We start from the raw sequence: 21,344 nt of genomic DNA, 5'->3' as shown, positions 1-21,344 counted from the left end.
GGCCGCCTTCAATGTGGTGGGTTACAGGCGGGTCTGGAAGAACTGCGCCAGTACGGAGACCGCCTCGTCCACATAGGGCTGCTTGTCATACAGCGACATGTGGTTGGCACCCTCGATCACATGCATCTGCTTGTCCGTGCTGGCTGCCCGGGCAAGCAGGTCATCGCTCATCCATTTGCTGCCGGCAACGCTGCCGGCTACGGTCAGGATCGGCTGAGTGAGAAAGGCCTCGGCCTTGTGGTAGGCGTCGTAGGTGATGATCTGCGGCAGGCTGCGCGCGGTCATGAAGCCTGGCGCATTGGCATGCTGTGCACGCGGGGTGTGGTAGTACTCCCAGGCTTCGCGCAGCTCTTCGTTGGGGGCATCTTCTTCACGCATCGGCGCCAGCGGCAGGGTGGCCAGTTCGGTGCCGTTGGCATCGCTGGTGCGGGCCTGAGAACCGTGCGCGATGTAGGGCAGGGCGTCGGCATCCTTGACGGTGTTTTCCCAACCGTTGCGGAACATCTGCCCGATGTTGACCGCACTTACCGTGGCGATGGCCTTGATGCGACGGTCGTTGATGGCGGCATTGGCGGTGTAGCCGCCGCCGGCGCAGATGCCCATGGCACCGATGCGGTCGGTGTCGACATAGGTTTGAGTGGTCAGGTAGTCGACCACCGCACTGACATCTTCGGTGCGGATGTAGGGATTCTCCAGCTGGCGAGGCTCGCCAGTGCTTTCGCCCTGGAAGGATGCGTCGAAGGCGATGGCCAGCAGTCCCTGCTCCGCCAGCTTCTTGGCGTACAGGCCGGAGGCCTGTTCCTTCACGCCACCGCCCGGATGCGCGACGACAATGACCGGGTACTTTTGGCTGGCATCGAAATTGGCCGGCTGATGAATCACTGCAGCGAGCGTGACGTTCTGGCCGTTGAGGGTGGGGATGCTGACTTTCTGCATGATCTGGCTCCAGTGCTGAGGGGCTGTGTGCCACTCGATGGATTCATACTAGTCCCGCGTTTGTTCGGGAAAAATATGCAAGAATCGACATGACTTGTTAGGGATACTGAACAATATGTCGATCAATCCATCGCAACTTCCAGCCCTGGCCTGGTTCGTCCATATCGCCCGGCACCGCAGCTTCACCAAGGCTGCAACCGAGATGGAAATGTCCCGCGCGGCGCTGTCGCAACACCTCAAGAGCCTTGAGCAGCAGCTCAACGTACGCCTGCTGCACCGCACCACGCGCGACATGTCGCTGACCGAGGAAGGCCAGCGTCTGTTCGACGCGCTGGCGCCTGCGCTGAAGATGATCGACACGGCGGTTGCCGAACTGGGCGAGGTGCCGTCCGCGCCCAACGGCCTGATCCGGGTGAATACTTCCCGTATCGCCGCACGCACCTTGCTGGAACCGCACCTGGGCGAGTTTCTCGCGCGCTATCCCGGATTGCGTCTGGAACTGGTGCTCAACGATGGATTCGCCAACATCATCGCCGACGGTGCTGACGTAGGGATTCGCTTGGGCGAGAGTCTGGACGAGCACATGGTGGCGGTGCCGATCACCCCGCGCATCGAAATGGCGGTGGTCGGCTCGCCAGATTATTTCGCGCGTCACGGTACGCCACGGTCCCCGGCTGACCTGATGCAGCACAACTGCCTGGCGTATCGTTTCACCAGCAGTGGCACACTGGATCGCTGGTCCTTTACCGAGCCGGACGGGGATGGTCACACCCAGGTGTTCGAGCCGCGTGGCAGCGTCGTGTTCAACGACGACGAGAGCATGCTCAAGGCGGCCATCCAGGGCGTCGGCCTGATCAAGTACCTCGACATCTGCGTGCGCGAACAACTGGCCTCGGGCGAGTTGGTGAGGGTGTTGCAGCCCTGGTGTCAGCCTTTCCCCGGTTTCTATCTCTATGCGCCGACACGGGCACAGATGCCCGCCAAGATACGGGTATTGATCGACTTTCTTGTCGAGAAACGCTCACTGCTTGACTGACTGGCGGCAGCGGGTGGATCTGGCCGGCTCCTGCCCTCAGCCCAGGGTAACTGACGGCCAACAGCGGTCTGTTGGCACTGGGGGTAGGCCACAGTTGCTCGTTCAGCGTCTACGCGAGAGCGTTTCATTTTCCATGCCCACGACGAAGTAATTCTGTCCTATCTTCACTGGTACTGCGTCCCTGGCGGCGGGCGCAGTGGCGCACATGCTGCTACGTTGAGGAATCCCTTGCGAGGCCACAAGAATGAAGATCAGATCCAAGCTGCTGGTGAGTTTTCTGGTTGCAACGCTGATCCCGGTCCTGATCGTGGCGTTGCTGACTATCCGCAATGTCACGGAACAGGCCAGAGAGAATTTTCTGCTATCGAGCAGCCTGGACATGAAACTGGTGAACAGCAGTTTCACCACCTTTTTCGACTCGGTGGGCTACACCGTCTCGGCCTTGGCAGAATACCCGGCAGTCAGGGATGCCGACGGCGGTGCACTGAGTACCTACTTCGCCGAGGCGCGCAAGCCTGGCGAGGTCGCCACGGCCAACGGCGGGCGCGAGAAGCAGATCTTCGATTACTTCTCCAATATCGGTAAGAGCAACCCAACGCTTGGCTACGTCTACATGAGTGATACCCAGGGTGGCTACGTGGAGTGGCCGGGTACCGGCGACTACGGCGACTGGGACCCGCGCAAGCGCGAGTGGTACACCAAGGGCCGTGACGCCAACTTCACGCTGGCTCGTCGTGACGGCTACTACTGGGAGCCGGACGACGCGGTCTATGTATCGGTGCTCAAGGGCTTCAAGGATAACGCCGGGGCGTTCTCCGGGGTCGTGGCGGTGGACGTGTCGCTCAAGGCGCTGACGGAGATGGCGCAGAAGGTACGCTTTGGCGAAACCGGTTTTCTGATGGTGGCGGAGGGGAGTGGCACCCTGCTCGTGGATGGCCATCAGCCGGACAACAACTTCAAGAAAATCAGTGAGCTGCCGGGTGAGTACTTTGCAACTATCGCCAAGACCGACAATGGCCTGCTCGAGCTGGATATCGACGGCGTCGCCTACATGGCCAATGTCTATACGTCACCTGAGCTGGGCTGGAAGTTCGTTGGCCTGAAGCAGGCGGACGAGGTATATGCCAGTGCCCGCGAGCTGACCTGGTTGACCCTTGGGGTTTGCATCGTACTGGTCGCGCTGTTCGGTATCGCCGGGGTGATCATCGCCCAGCGGATCGCCAATCCGATCAACCTGGTGACAGGTGGACTGCGCGTCATCGCGCAGGGGGAAGGGGACCTGACTCGCCGCCTGGCGCGCCTCAGTTCGGACGAAACCGGGGAACTGGCCAGCTGGTTCAATCAGTTCATCGAGTCCATCCAGGGCATGATCCGGGTGATCAAGGACAATGCCGTCAGAATGGATGGCGTCTCCAGTGAAACCAGCAAGCGCACTACCGCGATGTCCGCCACGCTGCAGGGCCAGTTGAGTTCGGTGGAGCAGATCGTCACGGCCGTCACCGAGATGTCCTCGGCCGCCAATGAAGTGGCGAAAACCTGTGTGCAGACCGCCGACGTCTCGGAGCAGGGGTTGGCGGCCACGCGCAATGGCAAGGAGGTCATCGCGCGCAGCACGTCGGGGGTCAACAAGCTCGGCAGCAGCATCCAGAGTTCCAGCAAGGTGATTCAGGAGCTGGAGAAGGAAACGGTCAATATCAACAACATCCTCTCGACCATTCAGCAGATCGCCGAGCAGACCAACCTGCTGGCGCTGAACGCGGCCATCGAGGCGGCCCGGGCGGGCGAGCAGGGGAGAGGGTTTGCAGTGGTCGCCGATGAGGTGCGTCATCTTGCCAAGCGCACCCAGGACTCCACCGGGGAGATCAACCATATCCTCAACCTCCTGGTCAGCCGAATCAAGGAAGTGACGGTGAGCATGAATCAGAGCCTGGTCGAGTCGGAGGGCGCCATCAGGTCGTCCGAGGAGGTGCTGGCGGCTTTCGAAAGCATCGAAGGCAAGGTGCAGATGATCCGCGACATGACCATGCAGATTGCGACCGCCACCGAGGAACAGCATCTGGTCACCGAGGAGATCAACCAGAACATCGTGACCATCAACGATGCGGTTGCGCAGATCTCGGCTCAGGCTGCCGAGGTCGAGAGCTACGCCGAAGAGCAAAGCGCGCTGAGCAGTGAGCTGAAGACGCTGGTCGGGCGTTTCCGTACGGATTGAGACGCGCAGGCAACGGTGTCTCGCCTCGATCATCCTGGCGCAGTGCTTGATGCCTGCGCCAGCTGGTGTTCAGAGCGACCACGCACAGCGTGTTGATTGCAGAACGACGCGTCAGGCAAGGTCATGGTGGCTTGGGCAACTGTCCGCTTCTGCTTGGAAGCGGACGTCGTTGACTGGTTGCTATCGGCCAATAGCTGCCCGTCGCCAGAGGCAGAAAACGGCCACCAGACGGCACTCATCGTCTGCGTACCAGGCTCATTGTGTCTTGCTCCCCTAGCCTCCGTCACACAAGAGCCGGAAGCCTACCCGGTCCGGCGTCGCCTCTCAGGTCCTTCGTTAGGCGTTTTCGGACGCTAACCCATTGACCAGCTTGGCCGAACACTCGACGATTGTTTCCCTAGTTGCTCTTTACCGAGACATTGGAGCGGCACTATCACGTGCATATACGAGAGTCGCAGTTGCACTGCCTGTGCCTGACGATTCTTTTAGCGCTGTGCATCTGGGCAGTCTTTGACTTTGTGGGATTCTATCGTTTCACGTCCTGAAGCTCGTCACGCATCAAGGCTGAAGTCTTATGTAACAGTCCGCTTATTGAGTTTGATTACTCGCTCTCGTAGGTTTCGCCGCCCTCATCCGAATCCCAACCTCCGGCAATACAGCATGGATCAGCGTTCAAGGTGATTTCTCAGCGGGAGAAGGTATTCGACTGGCCGATATCGTCAAAGAGGAAATATCCAAACTAGCTGACTCTGGTATTACACAGCATGAGCTAAATATGGCTAAAAAATATTCTTGACGAGCGTTGTCGGCAAGTAAGGATAGATCGAGATGTTCAGGAAATGCTGACTGGACAGCTACATGAAGGTGTTACGATGGCATCTTGGGTGGCGCGCAACGATGCGTTCTCCAGTGTGAGCCTGGAGCAAGTTAATAGTGCAATTCGGCGGTACTTTAAAGCGAGCAACATAGTTGGAGTCATTGCCGGTCCGAGTACTGGCAGGTGATGCTCCAAGGCTTCAGCCTTAAAGTTCATAATTCAAGCAAAGAGATAGGTGTTCTAGATATGAGAGTAGGGGCCGTTCTTGGCAGTAAACTTGCTATGATTACAGGCTGGGGAACTGGTTTGGCGTTTCTCTTTATTTTATTCGGTAGCAAGGTCAATCTTGCACAAGATGTCTTGCGTGTGATGGACGCGCTACTAGCTTTGAGTGTGTCAATTTTTACTTTTCTCTGCTTTTCGGCAGTCTCTGCAGAGGCTTCTGACTTGGAAAAGACTTCAGGCAAGGTGGCGCTGTACGTGTCATCTGGAAAGGTTCAAGGAGTGCTGTTCAGTGTGGCGCTATTGCTATGCGGATGGCTCACCCTTGATGCAGCCCCTGAGATAGCTGGGGCGGTGAGAACGGCAACTGCATTTGGCACCTCTATGACTGGTGTTGGTGTAGTTGTTCTGTATATAGGAGTAGCACAGTTTATGAAGGGGAAGAGAACATGAGAGAGCTCAGCTTGCAAGAAATGACTCTGGTAGGTGGGGGCAATGACAACGTTGGCCAGGCAGCCGCAGCCGACGTGGTTAGTGCACTGGAGCAGTTGCAGGCGGCAGAGCAGCGGCAACTAGCTAGACGTTCGCGGGAAACTGTCATATGGCAACGTCCTTGCGCACTGTTCAGGAATGCTAAACGCATTACGATAATTGTACTGGCTCAGTAGCGTCCATCTATATACGCCGCTGACGTCCGCTCTTGGCCGGTAGCTGCCGGTCGCCAAATGCTGCTACCGGCCAATAGACGACTCTCATCGTCTGCGCACCAGGCTCATTGTGTCTGGCTCCCCTGGCCTCCGTCACACAAGAACCGGAAACCTACCCGGTCCGGCGTCGTCTTTCCGGCCCTTCGCCGGGCGTTTCGGGCGCTAGCCCGTTGAGCCGCATGGTTACTGACGTGCTCATGTCCGCACGGAGGGGCGGGGTATTGAGCGACGCATAAATCAGCCAGATTCGGGGTATTTACTTGTTGGCGGGCAGCTACACTGAAAAAGCAGGTTGAGCTTCATATCGAATTCTTTCATGAAGGGCTTCCCCATGGTCATGACCGTCTCGTCAGTACTGCTGGATGAATGGCAGGAGCTTGCCAACCAGGCTGCAGAAGCGGCGCAAGTACCTGCTGCCCTGGTGATGCGTGTCTGGCCTGAGCAGATTGAGGTGCTGATCGCGAGCCTCGGGGATGAAAACCCCTATGAGGAACATGAGAAGGCCGACCTTGGGACGGGCCTCTATTGCGAGACCGTCATGGCTACCCATCAGCCTTTGCTGGTGCCTGATGCATTGAGCGATCCGGAATGGGCCAATAATCCTGATATCAAGCTGAACATGATCAGCTACCTGGGAGTGCCATTGGTCTGCCCTGATGACAGCATTTTCGGCACCGTCTGTGTGCTGGACCGACAGCCCAGGCATTACGACACGAAGACGCTGCGCATGCTGGAGTCGTTGAAAGCGATCATCGAGTCAGACTTCCATTCGGTGGTCGCTGGTGATCCCGTTCATGAGGGCAGCCGCAGTGGTTCGGAACGGCGGGCCTTTCAAAACTGCATTGCGGATCTCCGAGCCAGCAATGGTTCGCCGTCGCCATCTGCCTGAACCGGGCGACGATGTCCCTGAAGATGATCGCGGGCAATACCCTGGTTCCGCGTCCCTATCTCAAGAAGTGGGCCCGGTGGCTGGCTCAGCTTCAGGAGATCACGCAGGCCGATGCCATTTGGCTGATGAGTCTGCAGGGCGACCGGCTGCAGACCGTACTGGATAGCGCTCAACCCTCGCTTGACCAGCGCACTGCCGCCAGTGAGCTGGCCAATCGCCTGGCTGAGCAGGCAATCACTGCGCGCGCCGTCGTCGAAGAGTATTGCGCTGAGGTGGGCTGCTGCTGCGTGAGTGTCCCGCTTTGTTGGCCGGATGCATCCGTTTATGGCGCACTGGTTCTGATGGCCGGGAAGGACGGCCGCAGCCTTCTGGAATGGCTCCGGCACATGCTCGAGTCGGATTTCCGCACCCTGCATTTCGTGCGCGCCATCGATCAGCATAAAAATCTGCTGGAGACGCGAATTGCCGAGCGGACGGACGATCTGCGCATGGCCAATGAGCGGCTTGCGCAGGAGTTGAGTCTGACCCAGCGCACCGCGCAGCTGTTGCGTCAGATGGTCATTCATGTGCCCGGTGGTGATGAGCATGGCTATTTCCACAAGCTCGTGCAGCAACTGGTTCAGATGCTGCGCGCCGAACATGCGTTTGTCGCCTTGATCGATGATCAAGACCCCAGTCGCGCAAGCACCATCTCCTGCTACAGCGGTAATGACTGGCACACCAACTTCAACTTCGAAATTGCCAAAACCCCTTGTAGCCATGTGCACAAACGCCGCGGCGTGTTCACCTCATGCGACCTGGACAGCGAATTTCCCGAAACACAGGCCCAGTTCGGATTACAGGCTGAGACCTATCTGGGGGTTCCCCTGCTCGATGAAGCGGGGTGCACGCTGGGGGTCATGGCCGCGATGGGGGGAGGGGACATGCTGGAAGCCCATCTGGCCAATGAGGTCATTGAGCTGCTGGCTGCCCGAACCGGGTCTGAAATCCTCCGCATGCATACCGAGGATGAGCTGCGTCACCTGGCTCTTCACGACTCCTTGACTGGGCTGCCCAACCGTATCCATTTCAGAGGTCGGCTGGAGCAGGCCATTGCTCAGGCGGAACGTGCACATACCCATCTGGCCGTTCTGTTTATCGATCTGGATGAGTTCAAGACCATCAACGATAGCCTGGGGCACGATGTCGGTGACAGGGTGCTGGTACAGGCGAGCAAGCTACTCGAGGCCTCCATGCGCGACATGGATAGCGTGGCCCGGTTGGGGGGTGACGAGTTCGCGGCATTGTTGCCTGGTGCCGACTCTCTTGAGGCAGATGCTGTTTTTCAGCGCATCGCCAAAGCGATGTCCACGCCTCTTCTCAGCGAAGGCATCGAGCTGTTTCTCTCCGCCAGTGTCGGTTGCAGCCTGTACCCTGACGACGGCACTGACTCCGGTAGCTTGTTGCGCTCGGCTGATACCGCGATGTACCGCGCGAAAGCACTCGGCAAGAACCAACTGCAGTTCTACGCGCAACACAGCAAGCAAACGATCCAGCGCGACCTTGTCGTCGGCAACCGTCTACGCAAGGCGATCAATGCTGGTGAGCTCTACGTGGTCTACCAGCCCAAGATCGACCTGAGGGATGGATCGCTGGTCGGTGCTGAGGCCCTGTGCCGCTGGCATGACCAGGAGTTGGGTGAGGTTTCACCGGGTGAGTTCATACCGATCGCGGAGCGAGCCGGGATAATTTCAGACCTGGGTGCGCTGGTGATCAAGCAGGTGATCGCCGACTTGCAGGAGTGGCAGTGCCAGCAGATCGAGGTGCCCAAGGTCGCTGTAAACGTTTCAGCCAAACAGTTGCAAACCACGGAGTTTACCCAGTGGCTGGCAGAGAGTGTGCGCAGTGCAGGCCTGAAACCCCATCACCTCGTCATCGAGTTGACCGAAAGCGTTCTGATGGAGCGAAACGACATCAATCTGCAGGTCCTGGCTGAGTTGGTGGCGTGTGGATTCCGGATCAGCGTGGATGACTTTGGCACGGGCTACTCCTCGCTTGCCTATCTCAAGCGGATGCCGATCAGCGAGATCAAGATTGATCGCAGCTTTGTCGAGCACCTGGCCGATGACCAGGGTGATCAGGCCATCGCTGCAGCCATTCTGACGCTCGGCCACACCCTGGGGCATGTTGTCGTCGCCGAAGGGATAGAGAACGAGCAGCAATTACGCGTTCTGCGTGCTTTGCACTGCGATGTGGGCCAGGGTTTTCTTTTCCACCGCCCGCTGTCGCGTACGGCCTTTCGTGAGCTGTTGATGCATGGGCGCGGTGGTAAATAGCTGCTGCTTTCATCCTTGCACCCAAGGCGCAACGGTGCTTCGCGATAACCAATGCGAGGCTGTCTGCTTCTGGTCGGGAGCCGTCGCTGGTGACAGGCCGCTTTCGGCCAAAAGCGGTTATTCGGCTTGTCTACAAAACCCAGGGCAATTCACTAGGCCGTCGCGGTCTATAGTCGGCGGTGGTAACTCAGACGCTCTATTGCTCTGCTTATCTCAAAACTAAAAGGGCCACCTTCGCGACCCTTGTTAGTTGGCTGATATGCCAGCTCTGAACCTTTTCTGCTGCGTGCTGCTCTTTCCAGGCTTTCAGTACCTTGTGACTATCGCCTTTAACTACTACTGCTTCAGCGGTATTCAGGTTCTCTTCAACAGCGCTGGGTTTAATGCAGGCTGCGTAAAGGCAGGGGAAAATACCTGTCTACATGCAGCTTGTATTCGCACGGACTCACGCGTCTGACAGTGCCGCCTTGTGGGCTGCTCGCTTGTTCCATGCGCGATAGATCGGCAGAACGATCATCACTGCAATGAGCGCCCAGACCGCCCAAGTGATAGGGCTGGCGAATAGGATGCCTAGCTCGCCGTCGGAGATCGACAGCGCACGGCGCAGGTTCTGCTCCATCAGCCCGCCGAGAATGAAGCCCAGCAGAATCCCTGAGAGAGGGACATCCAGCTTACGGAGGAGATAGCCTGCTATGCCGATACCAATCATCAGGAACAAGTCGAACGCTGTGGCGTGCACCGCATAAACGCCGATCGAGGTGATGATGGCGATGGCAGGCACCAGTGCCCAGTAAGGCACGGCGAGGATCTTGGTGAATACCTTGATCAACGGAACATTCATCACTATCAGCATGATGTTCGCGACAAACAGAGAGGCGATCAGGCCCCAGACGATTTCTGGCTGATTTTTGAACAGCAAGGGGCCTGGGGCAATGTTGTAGAGGGTCAAGGCGCCGAGCATGACTGCAGTCGTACCGGAGCCGGGTACGCCGAGGGTCAGCATGGGCACCATCGAGCCGCAGGCGGACGCGCTGTTTGCCGCCTCAGGTGCGGCCAGGCCACGAAGGTCGCCGTCACCGAACTTATTGTCCTTGCCGGCCAGATGTTTCTCCGACATGTAGGCCACTGCGCTGGCTAGCGTGGCTCCTGCACCTGGCAGGATGCCGAAAATGAAACCTAGTGAACCGCTGCGCAGGTTGGTGCCGAGCACAGAGGCACCTTCCTTCAGGTTGAAGATCATGCGGCCGCTCGCCTTTATGGCTTTCTGCCCGTGGTGGGTGCGCTCCAGCAGTACGAGAATCTCGCTCACTGAAAACAGGCCAAGTACTAGTACGATGAACTGGATTCCGTCGGCTAAACCTAGGCTGCCAAACGTGAAGCGGTAGACGCCGGTGTTGGAGTCGATGCCCACACAGGAAAGGAACAGACCGATACAAGCAGCAATCGCGGTCTTCAGCGGCTTGTCCCCGGCCATGCCGGCCATGCAGACGATGGCAAATACCATCAGCACGAAGTACTCCGCCGGGCCAAAGGCTACGGCCCAACTTGCCAAAAGCGGAGCAAAGATCACTACCCCGCACGTTGCGATCAGGCCACCGGCAAACGAGGCCCATGCCGAGATGGACAGCGCGATTCCAGCCTTGCCTTGGCGTGCCAGTGGGTAGCCGTCGAGCGTAGTCATTACGGCGGCTGCTTCGCCAGGAATGTTCAGCAGGATGGAGGATATGCGGCCGCCATACTCGCACCCGAGGTATACGGCGGCCAGCAGGATCAGTGCGGTCTCCGGTGGCAGGCCGAGCGCGAAGGCGATCGGAATCAGCAGTGCTACGCCGTTGATTGGACCAAGGCCGGGTAACAGACCGACGACAGTGCCGATGAAAGTTCCGCACAAGGCGGTAGCCAGGTTGTACGGGCTCAGAGCAACGCCGAAGCCCTGGCCCAAGTAGCTCAAGGTATCCATGAATCAGAACTCCAGAGAGGAAAGCAAACCGAGCGGCAGTGGCACATCGAGTACCCGGTCGAACAGCACATACAATCCCACAGCTAAGACAGGGCCGGAGACAAGACTGATCAACCAGGTGCCTGCATAAAGCCGGGCCATGGTGATACCGAAGAGCACGCTGGAGAGGATGAAGCCGAGTGGCTCAAAGGTCGCGGCATAAAGCAGAAAGAGGCCTACGCAAGTGCCGACCTTGCCAAACACCAGCTTGTCCATCGGCTGCTCACTGTCGTCAGTTTTCGTGCCGGAGGGTTTTAGCAGCAGATGTATGGCGCCCAGGGCCATCAGAATCAGAAGAAGCATGGGGTAAGCCCTGGGGCCTACCGGTTCATACGAGTACGGCGCGTGATAACCCCAGGCGACGGTCATCAATCCCAAACAGGCGAGCAGTAGCACCACACCGAAGATGCGTTGAGACATGAAGATGCTCTCGTGTCGTTGCAGGCCTGGCTGCGCGCCAGGTCTGACAAGAGGAAGGCCCACCCCCGTTGACGGGGTGGATGGTGAGGCTTACTTAACTAGACCAAATTCCTTGGCCAGTTCTTTGTATTGGGTAGCCTGCTGCTTAACGAGCGTGTTCAGCTCGTCCCCGGTCTTGGCGAAGGGGTAAAGCTGACGCTGTTCACGCAGCTTGGCGAAGTCATCGGAGGCCAGCAGTTGGTCGAAGGCCTCCTTCCACCAGGCGTAGGCCTCGTCGCTGACCTGCGGGCCAACGTAGAAACCCCGTACCACTGGCCACGTGACGTCATAACCCTGCTCTTTTGCCGTGGGGATGCTGGACACGACATCTCCCGGCAGGCGCTCATCGGAGAGCACCGCGAGAATGCGCATGCTGCCACTCTCGATATGTGGCACGGAGTCGGCGATGTCGGTGCTGGCCACTTGAATATGCCCACCGAGCAGAGCTGTGGCCAGTTCACCGCCACCCTCCATCGCTACATTTCGCAGCTTGCCTGGCTCGACGCCGGCCGCACGCGCAATCAACGCGGTTTGCATCCAATCCTGGCCGCCAACGCTGCCGCTCGTACCAATCACCACTTTGCCTGGGTCTTTCTTGAGAGCGTTGATCAGGTCGTCGAGGTTCTTCAGCGGTGAGTCGCTGCGTACCGCCAGGGCGCCATATGTTTTCCCTAGGCCGACCAGCCACCTGACGGCGGTCTCGTCGAAGCGTCCGTATTTGCCCTGGGCCATGCTCAGCAACGTGCCGCTGGAAAAGGCAATGATTGTCCCGGGCTCAGCGTTGCGGTTACTGGCTACGGCGTTGTAGGCGACTGCCCCGCCGCCGCCTGGCATGTAGGTCACTCGCATCGGCGACGAAAGCAGCTTGGCATCTAGCAGGGCGCTTTGCGCCAGTTTGCAGGTCAGGTCGAAACCACCGCCGGGAGCGGCTGGCGCTATGCACTCCGGTCGACGCGGCTCGTCGGCCAGGGCTTGGCCCGCCAGAAGGCAGGTGGCGGTGAGAAGGATCGTGCGTAGGGATGTCTGCATGGGGGGCTCCAGTGGAGTCGTTATTGTTTGATGCTGTCCGGCTCATAGCCGGGCGGCGTTTTTCACTGAGGTCTTGCATATCGGGCGTCGTAGAGAGTGATTGCTCTAAGCTACCGATCCCAATAGGATTACATTTCTAGCACTAAAAATGTAATCTTGGTATCCATGAAAAACACAAAAAACTATCCCTGCGAGCATTTGGCTGTCGGCAGCGATCGCTTTCGCTTCGTCGATTTGCCGGCTGTGTGCGGTGAGCATCTGGAAAAATTGCCAGTCGTTCTTCGCCTCATGCTGGAAAACGTGCTGCGCAGTATGGTCGGAGAGGAGCGGGACAGCGCCGTGAGCGCGATCTTCGATTGGCTGCAGAGTGGCACCAGCGAGGCTGAGATCGCCTTTCGCCCTGCCCGGGTGCTGATGCACGACACCACCAGCACTCCGGCGCTGGTGGATATCGCCGCCATGCGTGACGAGCTGGCCGAGGCTGGTGCCGATCCGCGTCTGCTCAATCCGGTGTTGCCGGTGGACGTCTCGGTTGACCATTCCCTGGCGGTTGAGGCCTACGCCCGCTGCGATGCGGCGGACCTCAACATGGGCCACGAGATTCGCCGCAATCGTGAGCGCTACCAGTTTCTACGCTGGGCTTCGCAGTCGCTCGATGGCGTGCGCATCAACCCGCCCGGCACCGGCATCATGCACACCATCAACCTCGAACAGCTGGCCACGGTAGTCACCCAGGCACGGGGTGAAGATGGTGAAACCTGGCTGATGCCGGACATGATGATCGGCACCGACAGTCACACGCCGATGATCAACGGCATCGGCGTACTGGGCTGGGGCGTTGGCGGCTTGGAGGCGCAGACGGTGATGTTCGGCATGCCGACCATGCTGCGCGTGCCGGACGTAATCGGCGTCGAGCTGACCGGCCGGCTGCGTCCGGGCGTGCTGGCCACTGACCTGGCGCTGACCGCGACCCATCTGCTGCGTGGCATCGGTGTATCGGGCGAATTCGTCGAATACTTCGGCCCCGGCGTGGCGACCCTCACTGCCGGAGAGCGCGCGGTGGTCGCCAACATGGCGCCGGAGTATGGCGCCACTACCGGTTATTTCCCGGTGGATGAGCAGACCCTGGACTACCTACGCCAGACCGGGCGCAGCGAAGAGGCCATCGAGCGCGTGCGCACTTACCTGCAGCGCACTGGCCTGTGGTTCAACCCGCAGGCGCGGCCGCGCTATACCCGCGTGCTGCAGATCGATCTGGACAGCATCCAGATACATGCCGCCGGCCCGCGTCGGCCGCAGGATCTGCTGGCCTATGGCGACATTCCGGCCACACTGGAAAAGATCGGCTTCAGCCCGCGTGGCGACTCGGCGCTGCCGCGTCATCCGGTGGCCATCGCGGCGATCACCAGCTGCACCAATACCTCCGATCCGGCGCTGCTGATCATGGCCGCGCTGCTGGCACGCAAGGCGCGCAGCTTTGGTCTGCAGGTGCCGGCCTGGGTCAAGACCTCGATGGGCCCCGGTTCGCCGGCTGCTGCTGCCTACCTGCAGCGCGGCGGCTTCCTCGACGACCTGGCGGCCACCGGTTTCGACATCGTTGGCTATGGCTGCACCACCTGCATCGGCAACTCCGGGGGGCTACCGGCGGTGATTGTCGAGCAGGCAGCCGCCGGCAATATTCATCCGGTGGCGATGCTGTCCGGCAACCGCAACTTTACCGGGCGTATTCACCCGGATCTCGACCTGGGCTTTCTCATGTCGCCGCCGCTGGTGGTGGCCTACGCCCTGGCCGGCGACGCCATGCGCAATCTGGCCAGCGAGCCGGTCAGCCATACCCCGGACGGTGAGCCGGTGTTCCTCACCCAGCTGTGGCCCAGCCACGCCGAGCTGGCCGAGGCGCTGCAGCAGTCGCTAGATGCCGCGGACTTCAAGCGCTGCTTCGAGCAGGCTCAGCGCAACCCGTACTGGCAGCAGCTGATTGTCGGCAATACGCCGCAATTTCCCTGGAGCGAGACGTCGACCATCTTGCGCCGGCCCCCGTTCGCCTCGCTGCGTTATGGCTCGCTGCTCGGTGACTACACCGCGGCGCCGCTGCTGGTGGTCGGTGATGACGTCACCACCGACCACATCTCGCCGGCCAGTGCGATTCCGGCGGACAGCCTGGTGGCGGATTTCCTCGTCGAGCACGGCGATGCCCGTGACGATCTCAACGTGTTCGCCTCGCGTCGTGGCAATTGGGAAGTGATGCTGCGTGCGGCCTTCCACAGCAAGTCACTGGTCAACCGTCTGGCGCCCGGCGCGCCGGTGGCGCATACAGTGCACGCGCCGTCCGGGCAGCTGTTGCCGATCTGGGAAGCCGCGCAGCGCTATCAGGACGACGGCGAGTCGATCGTGCTGGTGGCCGGTGAGCGTTATGGCACCGGCTCGTCGCGCGACTGGGCGGCCAAGGGCCAGCGTCTGCTGGGCATTCGCGCAGTGCTGGCGCTGAGTTTCGAGCGCATTCACCGCTCCAACCTGATCGGCATGGGCGTGCTGCCGCTGCGTCTGGCGGCTGGCAGTGGTCCGGATGCGCTGCAGCTGCAAAGCGGTGACCGTCTGCAGATTCAGGCTTGCGAAATTCAGCCGCGTTGCCCGGTGCCTGTTACCCTGATTCGTCACAATGGCGAGCGCATCGAACTGCAGGCTACTGCAGCGGTGGAGACTCAGCTGGAGGTCGAGTTGCTGCGTCAGGGCGGGGTGATTCCGACCATCCTGCGCAAGACCCTGGCCGACGCCGGGCAAGCGCCTGCCGCCTGACAGCCCTCGGGGCGGCTCGCGCCGCCCCTTTATCGAACTGATTGCAGGAGAATTTTCATGAATCCGTCTGAATTCCTGTTGAATGCCTTCGCCCCCGAGGGCCGTTTGCGCGCCTCGATCAATCTGGGTAATCCGATCCTCGCCGGCCGCGATGAGAACGGTCAGCCCTGCGGCGTATCGGTTGATTTGGCCCGTGCGCTGGCCGCGCAGCTCGGCGTCGAGCTGGAGTTGGTGGTGTGGGACGCCGCCGGCAAGTCGGTGGAGGCGGTCGAGGACGAGCGCGCCGACTTCGGCTTTTTCGCCATCGATCCCAAGCGGGCCGAGCGCATCGCCTTCACCGACGCTTACGTGTTGATCGAGGGCAGTTACCTGGTGCGCGAGGATTCGCCGCTGCGTGACAACGGCGAAGTCGATAGCACCGGCACGCGTGTGACGGTGGGCAAGGGCAGCGCCTACGACTTGTTCCTCACCCGCTCGTTGCAGCAGGCGACAATCGAAAGGGCGCCGACCTCGCCGGCGGTGGTCGAGTATTTCCTCACTCATGGCCATGAGGTGGCAGCGGGTGTGCGTCAGCAGCTGGAGGCCGATGCCGCGCGTCTGGGCGGGCTACGTCTGCTGCCCGGACGCTTTATGGAAATCCGCCAGGCCATGGGCCTACCGCGCAGCCGTGGCGAGGCGGCGCATGCCTATCTGGCGAATTTCGTCGAGCAGATGAAGGCTTCAGGCTTCATCGCCGAGGCGCTGCTGCGTCATGGCATCGCTGGCGCCTCGGTTGCCCCGGCGGCCTGAGGCGTCGCTCAGCCAGCGTCGGAGCTGAGGATGTCGTTGAGCTCGCCGAGGTTGCGCAAGGTGGCCAGCAGGTGACTGCGTAGCGCCTCGGAGGCTTGCTGTGTACGGCCTTGAGCGAGCAGGTCGAGAATCTCCAGGTGCTGCTCGCAGTGCTGCACGTAGCGGGTGCGGTTCTTCATCGAGCGGTAGGAAAGCAGGCGCCGCACGCGGTTGACGCGCTTGATGGTGTCGATGAAAAACGGGTTGCCGGAGGCCTCGACCAGCGCCTCGTGAAAACGCACGCCACGGTCGTGCAACTGGTCGGCACTGGCCGTTTCGATGCCGCCGTTGATGAGTTCGAGTTCGACCGCACGGCAACGTTCGATAACCGCCGGGTCCAGACGGTAGCCGGGCTCCAGCAAGGCGGCTGGTTCCAGAGCCAACCGCATACGGTAGGACTGCAGCAAGCTGTCAGGCGTGGTCAGCATGGAGGAAAACTCCCAGCCATACCCGGGCTTTCGGTTCACCCAGCCTTCGCTGGTGATTCGGGCCAGGAGGGTCTGCAGTTGGGCTCCCGTCAGTTTGTATCGGGTCTTGAGCGCCACCTCTGAAACTGTCATCGGCAGTTTGCCGGTCAACAGGTCGTCGGCCAGGGCGAAGTAGGTTTTTCCTACCACGCTCTGCGCTGGCTCCTGATTGGCGGAACTGTGCTGGGAGGGGTCTTGAGCGAGGAAGTAACCACGGTTTTTCAGGCGTACCACGAAACCCGTTTCGCACAGCACCTGCAGGGCATCGTTCACGGGTGATCGCGAGACGTTCAGGCGATCAGCGATTTTTTGGGCCGCGAGGTGGGTGCCGATCGGCGCCTGCTCTTGGGTAAGCAATTCGACGATCTTGGGAATTATCAGTTGTGCGGTATTCATTACGAATGCGGCCTCGGTCAGGCCAGACACTTTAAATGGCGGCTGTGTAGCGTTCAATCCTGCGCCGCGCCAGCCAGTAGATGCCCTGGGTACGGCGCGCCGTGAGCCCACTCAACGCGAAGCAGCAATCTCCACAAGGAAATTTATATGCAAGGTCTCAACTTCAACCCCGCGCTCACTGCAGTGCGGTTGCTCGAATGCTGGCGAAATGGCGAGCTGCTCACATCACTCCCGCCGGAGTTGAAGCCCGGCACCTTGGCGCAGGGCTACGACGCGCAAGATGCCTTGTTCAAGGCGGCAGGCGGCCGCCGAAACGGCTGGAAGCTAGGGGTTGGCAGCCGCGCAGCAATGCGCGCAGCAAATCTTGAGCGTCCCTTGGTCGGGCAGCTCGAAACGGCACGTTGCTACCCCAGCGGCACGACACTGCTTCTGCCGGCAAGCACGCCCGTCACCGTGGAGTGTGAGATCGCTTTTGTAATGGGGCGCGATCTTCCTCCGTTCGTGGGCCGAGAAGTTCAGCCTGGAGATATCGAGGCAACCTGCGTGACGTTTGAGGTCGTTAGATCCCGTTTTGTCGATCGCAAGGCCGTCGGCTGGCCCAGCTTCGTGGCGGACAATGTCGGCTTTGAGGCACTGATCGTAGGTCACGTCCTGTGCGAGGGAGCCAATAGTCAGGCCCTTGCTGAACTTGCGGAATCTGCCGTGGTGTTGGTGAACGGTGAACCGATGGCCAGTGGCCTGAAGGGAGAGGCCGCTACGGATCCGTTGGCGTCGTTGACGGCGCTGTATGCCCACGCGGCTGAAAGAGGGACGTTCCTTCGTCAGGGCGATATCGTGTCTACCGGAGCTATGTGTGCCCCGTTTGATCTACAGGGGACTGGCTATCACCTGTCTGTGGAATACGCGGGTAAGGTCCTGGAGTTCTTTATCTAGCAGGACTGGCTGTCCTGAATCGACCGGGACACCGTATAGGTTTGGCACGGTGCCCCGGTTGGGATGCTTGCAGGCCGTCGTGTCAGATACCGCCCAGGCACATGTACTTGATCTCGAGGTAGTCCTCGATGCCGTACTTGGAACCCTCGCGGCCCAGGCCGGACGCCTTCACGCCGCCGAACGGCGCGACTTCGTTGGAGATCAGGCCGGTGTTGATCCCCACCATGCCGTACTCCAGCGCCTCGGCCACGCGGAACACGCGGCCCAGGTCACGGGCGTAGAAATACGAGGCCAGGCCGAATTCGGTGTCGTTGGCCATGGCGATCACTTCGGCGTCGTCCTTGAAGCGGAACAGCGGCGCCAGCGGGCCGAAGGTCTCTTCCTTGGCCACGGCGGCGTTCTTCGGCACGTCGACCAGGATGGTCGGCTCGAAGAAGGTGCCACCGAGGGCATGCGGCTTGCCACCGAGGGCCAGCTTGGCGCCCTTGGCCAGCGCGTCCTCGATGTGCTCCTGGACCTTGGCTACCGCTTTCTCGTCGATCAGCGGGCCGGTGGTCACGTCGTTTTCCAGGCCGTTACCGATGGTCAGCTTGGCCACGGCAGCGGTCAGCTTCTCGGCGAAGGCGTCGTAAACGCCGTCCTGTACATAGATACGGTTGGCGCAGACGCAGGTCTGACCGTTGTTGCGAAACTTGGAGATCAGCGCGCCTTCGACGGCGGCGTCCAGATCGGCATCGTCGAAGACGATGAACGGCGCGTTGCCGCCCAGCTCCAGCGACACCTTCTTGATGTCCTGAGCGCATTCGGCCATCAGCTGGCGACCGATTTCGGTCGAGCCGGTGAAGCTCAGCTTGCGCACGATCGGGTTGCTGGTCAGCTCGCCACCCACTTCACCGGCGCTGCCGGTGACCACGCTCAGCACGCCTTGCGGAATACCGGCGCGCTCGGCCAGCTCGACCAGGGCCAAAGCGGAGAACGGAGTCTGCGACGCGGGCTTGATCACCATGGTGCAACCGGCGGCCAGCGCCGGGCCGGCCTTGCGGGTGATCATCGCCGCCGGGAAGTTCCACGGGGTGATCGCAGCGGTGACACCGATCGGCTGCCTGATCACGATCAGGCGTTTGTCCGGCTGGTGACCCGGAATCACGTCACCGTAGACGCGCTTGGCTTCCTCGGCGAACCACTCGATGAAGGAGGCGGCGTAGGCGATCTCGCCCTTGGCCTCGGCCAGCGGCTTGCCCTGCTCCAGGGTCATCAGGCGACCGAGGTCGTCCTGGTTCTCCATCAGCAACTCGAACCAGCGACGCAACTTGCCCGCACGTTCCTTGGCGGTCAGCGCGCGCCAGGCCGGCAGCGCCTTCTCGGCGGCCTCGATGGCGCGGCGGGTTTCTGCACGGCCCATCTTCGGCACGGAGCCGATGATCTCACCGGTTGCCGGGTTGTTCACGGCGATGGTCTGGCCGCTGTCGGCATCCAGCCACTGGCCATCGATGTAGGCCTGCTGGCGCAGCAGTTTGGGGTCTTGCAGTTGCATAGCGGTACCTCGTAACAGATGCGGCCCGCGCGCCCGGCAGGCGTGCGGGCGCAGGGTCAGACCTGGGCGCTGCGGCTGCGCAGGTCGTGGTTGAGGATCTGGTCGTTTTCCGAGTAGTCGACCGGGCAGTCGATCACGTGCACGCCGGGGGTGCTCAGGCAGTGCTGGAGCAGCGGCAGGAAGCCCTCGGCGCTTTCCACGCGGTGGCCATAGGCGCCGTAGCTCTGCGCATACATGACGAAGTCCGGGTTGCCGTAGTCCAGGCCGAAGTCGGTGAAGCCCATGTTCGACTGCTTCCAGCGGATCATGCCGTAGCCGTCGTCGCGCAGGATCACCACGGTCAGGTGCATGTTCAGGCGTACGGCGGTTTCCAGCTCCTGGCTGTTCATCATGAAGCCGCCGTCACCGCATACCGCGATCACCGGGCGGTCCGGGTGGACCAGGTGCGCGGCCATGGCCGACGGCAGGCCGGCGCCCATGGTCGCCAGGGCGTTGTCGAGCAGCACGGTGTTGGGCTTGTGCGCCTTGTAGTTACGGGCGAACCAGATTTTGTAGATGCCGTTGTCCAGGGCCACGATGCCGTCGGAGGGCAGGGCGCGCCGGACGTCGGCGACCATCCGCTGCGGGTAGATGGGGAAGCGGGCGTCGTCGGCGCCTTCGCCGATCTGCGCCTCGTTGGCTTCGCGGATGGTGAGCAGGCGGTCGAGATCCCAGTGCTCGATATCGCTTTCGCTCAGCGCCTCGCCGATCTGCCAGATGGCGTTGGCGATGTCGCCGATCACCTCGATCTGCGGGAAGTACACCGGGTCCACTTCGGCGCTGCGGAAGCTGATGTGGATGACCTCGGTGCCACCACGGACCATGAAGAACGGCGGCTTCTCGATGACGTCGTGGCCGATATTGACGATCAGGTCGGCGGCCTCCAGTGCGCGGTGAACGAAGTCACCGGACGACAGCGCGGCGTTGCCGAGAAAGCGCGGATGACGCTCGTCGACCACGCCCTTGCCCAGCTGCGTGGTGACGAAGGGGATGCCGGTCTTGTCGATCAGCTGCTGCAGCACCTTGGCGGTTATCTTGCGATTGGCGCCAGCACCGAGCACTAGGATCGGGCTGCGCGCGCTCTTGAGCTTGGCCACTGCGGCCTGGATCGACTTGCACTCGGCCAGTGGACGACGGTGCAGGCTCGGCGGAATCGGCAGGCTGTCGGTCTGCTCGGCGGCGATGTCCTCCGGCAGCTCTAGGTGCACGGCGCCAGGTTTTTCCTCTTCGGCCAGGCGGAACGCCTCGCGCACGCGCGAGGGGATGTTGTCGGCGGAGGCGAACTGATGGGTGTACTTGGTCAGCGGGCGCATCATGTCGACCACGTCGAGGATCTGGAAACGGCCCTGCTTGGACTTCTTGATCGGCTTCTGCCCGGTGATCATCAGCATCGGCATGCCGCCCAGGTAGGCGTAAGCACCGGCGGTGACCAGGTTGGTGGCGCCAGGGCCCAGAGTCGACAGGCTGACGCCGGTCTTGCCAGTCAGGCGGCCGTAAGTCGCGGCCATGAAACCGGCGGACTGTTCATGGCGGGTGAGAACCAGCTTGATCTCGGATTTGCGCAGCGATTCCAGCAGATCCAGGTTTTCTTCACCGGGAATACCGAAGACGTACTTCACGCCTTCGTTTTCCAGACACTGCACCACTACATCGGCGGCCTTGGCCATTTTTCTCATTACCTTTGCTTTGCACAGGGAGTGGCCAGGGCGCCGCGCAGGTGCGCCGCCTCA

At 60.9% G+C, this 21,344-nt stretch carries 16 protein-coding genes; 8 read left to right on the top strand and 8 right to left on the bottom strand.

All coding sequences use genetic code 11. The features are described 5' to 3' along the window. Positions 1-21 precede the first annotated feature (21 nt). Entirely contained in the window at positions 22-936 is a 915-nt protein-coding gene (locus tag EPK82_RS12935) for an alpha/beta hydrolase (RefSeq protein ID WP_167494344.1), read from the bottom strand. A 115-nt stretch (positions 937-1,051) separates the two neighbouring features. Here EPK82_RS12935 and EPK82_RS12930 point away from each other — a divergent pair, with 115 nt between their 5' ends. The 5 genes from EPK82_RS12930 to EPK82_RS12910 all read left to right on the top strand — a co-directional run bounded on the left by EPK82_RS12930 (position 1,052) and on the right by EPK82_RS12910 (position 9,134). After that, the gene (locus EPK82_RS12930; protein WP_037048239.1) at positions 1,052-1,972 is read left to right on the top strand and encodes a LysR family transcriptional regulator; all 921 of its coding nucleotides are present in this window, start codon (positions 1,052-1,054) and stop codon (positions 1,970-1,972) included. Between the two features lie 244 nt (positions 1,973-2,216). Continuing rightward, on the top strand, positions 2,217-4,184 hold the full coding sequence (locus EPK82_RS12925; protein WP_134676823.1) for a methyl-accepting chemotaxis protein: 1,968 nt from the start codon (positions 2,217-2,219) through the stop codon (positions 4,182-4,184). Positions 4,185-5,187: 1,003 nt separating this feature from the next. After that, positions 5,188-5,676 (top strand): hypothetical protein, encoded by a 489-nt coding sequence (locus tag EPK82_RS12920; RefSeq protein WP_134676822.1) that lies wholly within the window; start codon positions 5,188-5,190, stop codon positions 5,674-5,676. A 570-nt stretch (positions 5,677-6,246) separates the two neighbouring features. Then, complete coding sequence (locus EPK82_RS12915) at positions 6,247-6,819, top strand: GAF domain-containing protein (RefSeq protein ID WP_047593032.1); 573 nt, start codon at positions 6,247-6,249, stop codon at positions 6,817-6,819. Between the two features lie 11 nt (positions 6,820-6,830). Continuing rightward, positions 6,831-9,134, top strand: coding sequence for a putative bifunctional diguanylate cyclase/phosphodiesterase (locus EPK82_RS12910; RefSeq protein ID WP_134676821.1), 2,304 nt, complete (start codon positions 6,831-6,833; stop codon positions 9,132-9,134). A 208-nt stretch (positions 9,135-9,342) separates the two neighbouring features. Here the strand turns inward: EPK82_RS12910 and EPK82_RS25210 are convergent, their stop codons facing one another. The 4 genes from EPK82_RS25210 to EPK82_RS12895 form a co-directional block, all read right to left on the bottom strand. After that, a complete protein-coding gene (locus tag EPK82_RS25210; RefSeq protein ID WP_394346201.1) occupies positions 9,343-9,492 on the bottom strand; it encodes a hypothetical protein in 150 nt (49 codons plus the stop codon). Positions 9,493-9,579: 87 nt separating this feature from the next. Then, positions 9,580-11,094, bottom strand: coding sequence for a tripartite tricarboxylate transporter permease (locus EPK82_RS12905; protein WP_134676820.1), 1,515 nt, complete (start codon positions 11,092-11,094; stop codon positions 9,580-9,582). 3 nt (positions 11,095-11,097) lie between these two features. Beyond that, complete coding sequence (locus EPK82_RS12900) at positions 11,098-11,553, bottom strand: tripartite tricarboxylate transporter TctB family protein (protein WP_134676819.1); 456 nt, start codon at positions 11,551-11,553, stop codon at positions 11,098-11,100. 90 nt (positions 11,554-11,643) lie between these two features. Next, positions 11,644-12,621 (bottom strand): Bug family tripartite tricarboxylate transporter substrate binding protein, encoded by a 978-nt coding sequence (locus tag EPK82_RS12895; RefSeq protein ID WP_134676818.1) that lies wholly within the window; start codon positions 12,619-12,621, stop codon positions 11,644-11,646. Between the two features lie 165 nt (positions 12,622-12,786). Here EPK82_RS12895 and acnA point away from each other — a divergent pair, with 165 nt between their 5' ends. Continuing rightward, complete coding sequence (acnA, locus tag EPK82_RS12890; protein ID WP_134676817.1) at positions 12,787-15,417, top strand: aconitate hydratase AcnA; 2,631 nt, start codon at positions 12,787-12,789, stop codon at positions 15,415-15,417. Between the two features lie 57 nt (positions 15,418-15,474). Then, a complete protein-coding gene (locus EPK82_RS12885) occupies positions 15,475-16,206 on the top strand; it encodes an ABC transporter substrate-binding protein (protein WP_134676816.1) in 732 nt (243 codons plus the stop codon). A gap of 8 nt (positions 16,207-16,214) precedes the next feature. On the opposite strand, the gene EPK82_RS12880 is transcribed toward EPK82_RS12885, so the two are convergent. Beyond that, positions 16,215-17,108 carry a GntR family transcriptional regulator gene (locus EPK82_RS12880; RefSeq protein ID WP_134676815.1) on the bottom strand — a complete coding sequence of 298 codons (894 nt, stop codon included), beginning with the start codon at positions 17,106-17,108 and terminating at the stop codon, positions 16,215-16,217. A gap of 147 nt (positions 17,109-17,255) precedes the next feature. Between EPK82_RS12880 and EPK82_RS12875 the strand changes: the two genes are divergently transcribed. Beyond that, positions 17,256-18,041, top strand: coding sequence for a 2-keto-4-pentenoate hydratase (locus tag EPK82_RS12875; RefSeq protein ID WP_134676814.1), 786 nt, complete (start codon positions 17,256-17,258; stop codon positions 18,039-18,041). Between the two features lie 82 nt (positions 18,042-18,123). On the opposite strand, the gene gabD is transcribed toward EPK82_RS12875, so the two are convergent. Beyond that, positions 18,124-19,575: an NADP-dependent succinate-semialdehyde dehydrogenase gene (gabD, locus tag EPK82_RS12870; protein WP_134676813.1), complete on the bottom strand. Its 1,452-nt coding sequence runs from the start codon at positions 19,573-19,575 to the stop codon at positions 18,124-18,126. Between the two features lie 56 nt (positions 19,576-19,631). Beyond that, positions 19,632-21,281 (bottom strand): acetolactate synthase large subunit, encoded by a 1,650-nt coding sequence (locus tag EPK82_RS12865; RefSeq protein ID WP_134676812.1) that lies wholly within the window; start codon positions 21,279-21,281, stop codon positions 19,632-19,634. Positions 21,282-21,344: the final 63 nt, after the last annotated feature.

The sequence above is a fragment of the Ectopseudomonas khazarica genome, assembly GCF_004521985.1.
Lineage (GTDB): Bacteria > Pseudomonadota > Gammaproteobacteria > Pseudomonadales > Pseudomonadaceae > Aquipseudomonas > Aquipseudomonas khazarica.
This window is presented reverse-complemented; position numbering and strand designations above follow the sequence as displayed.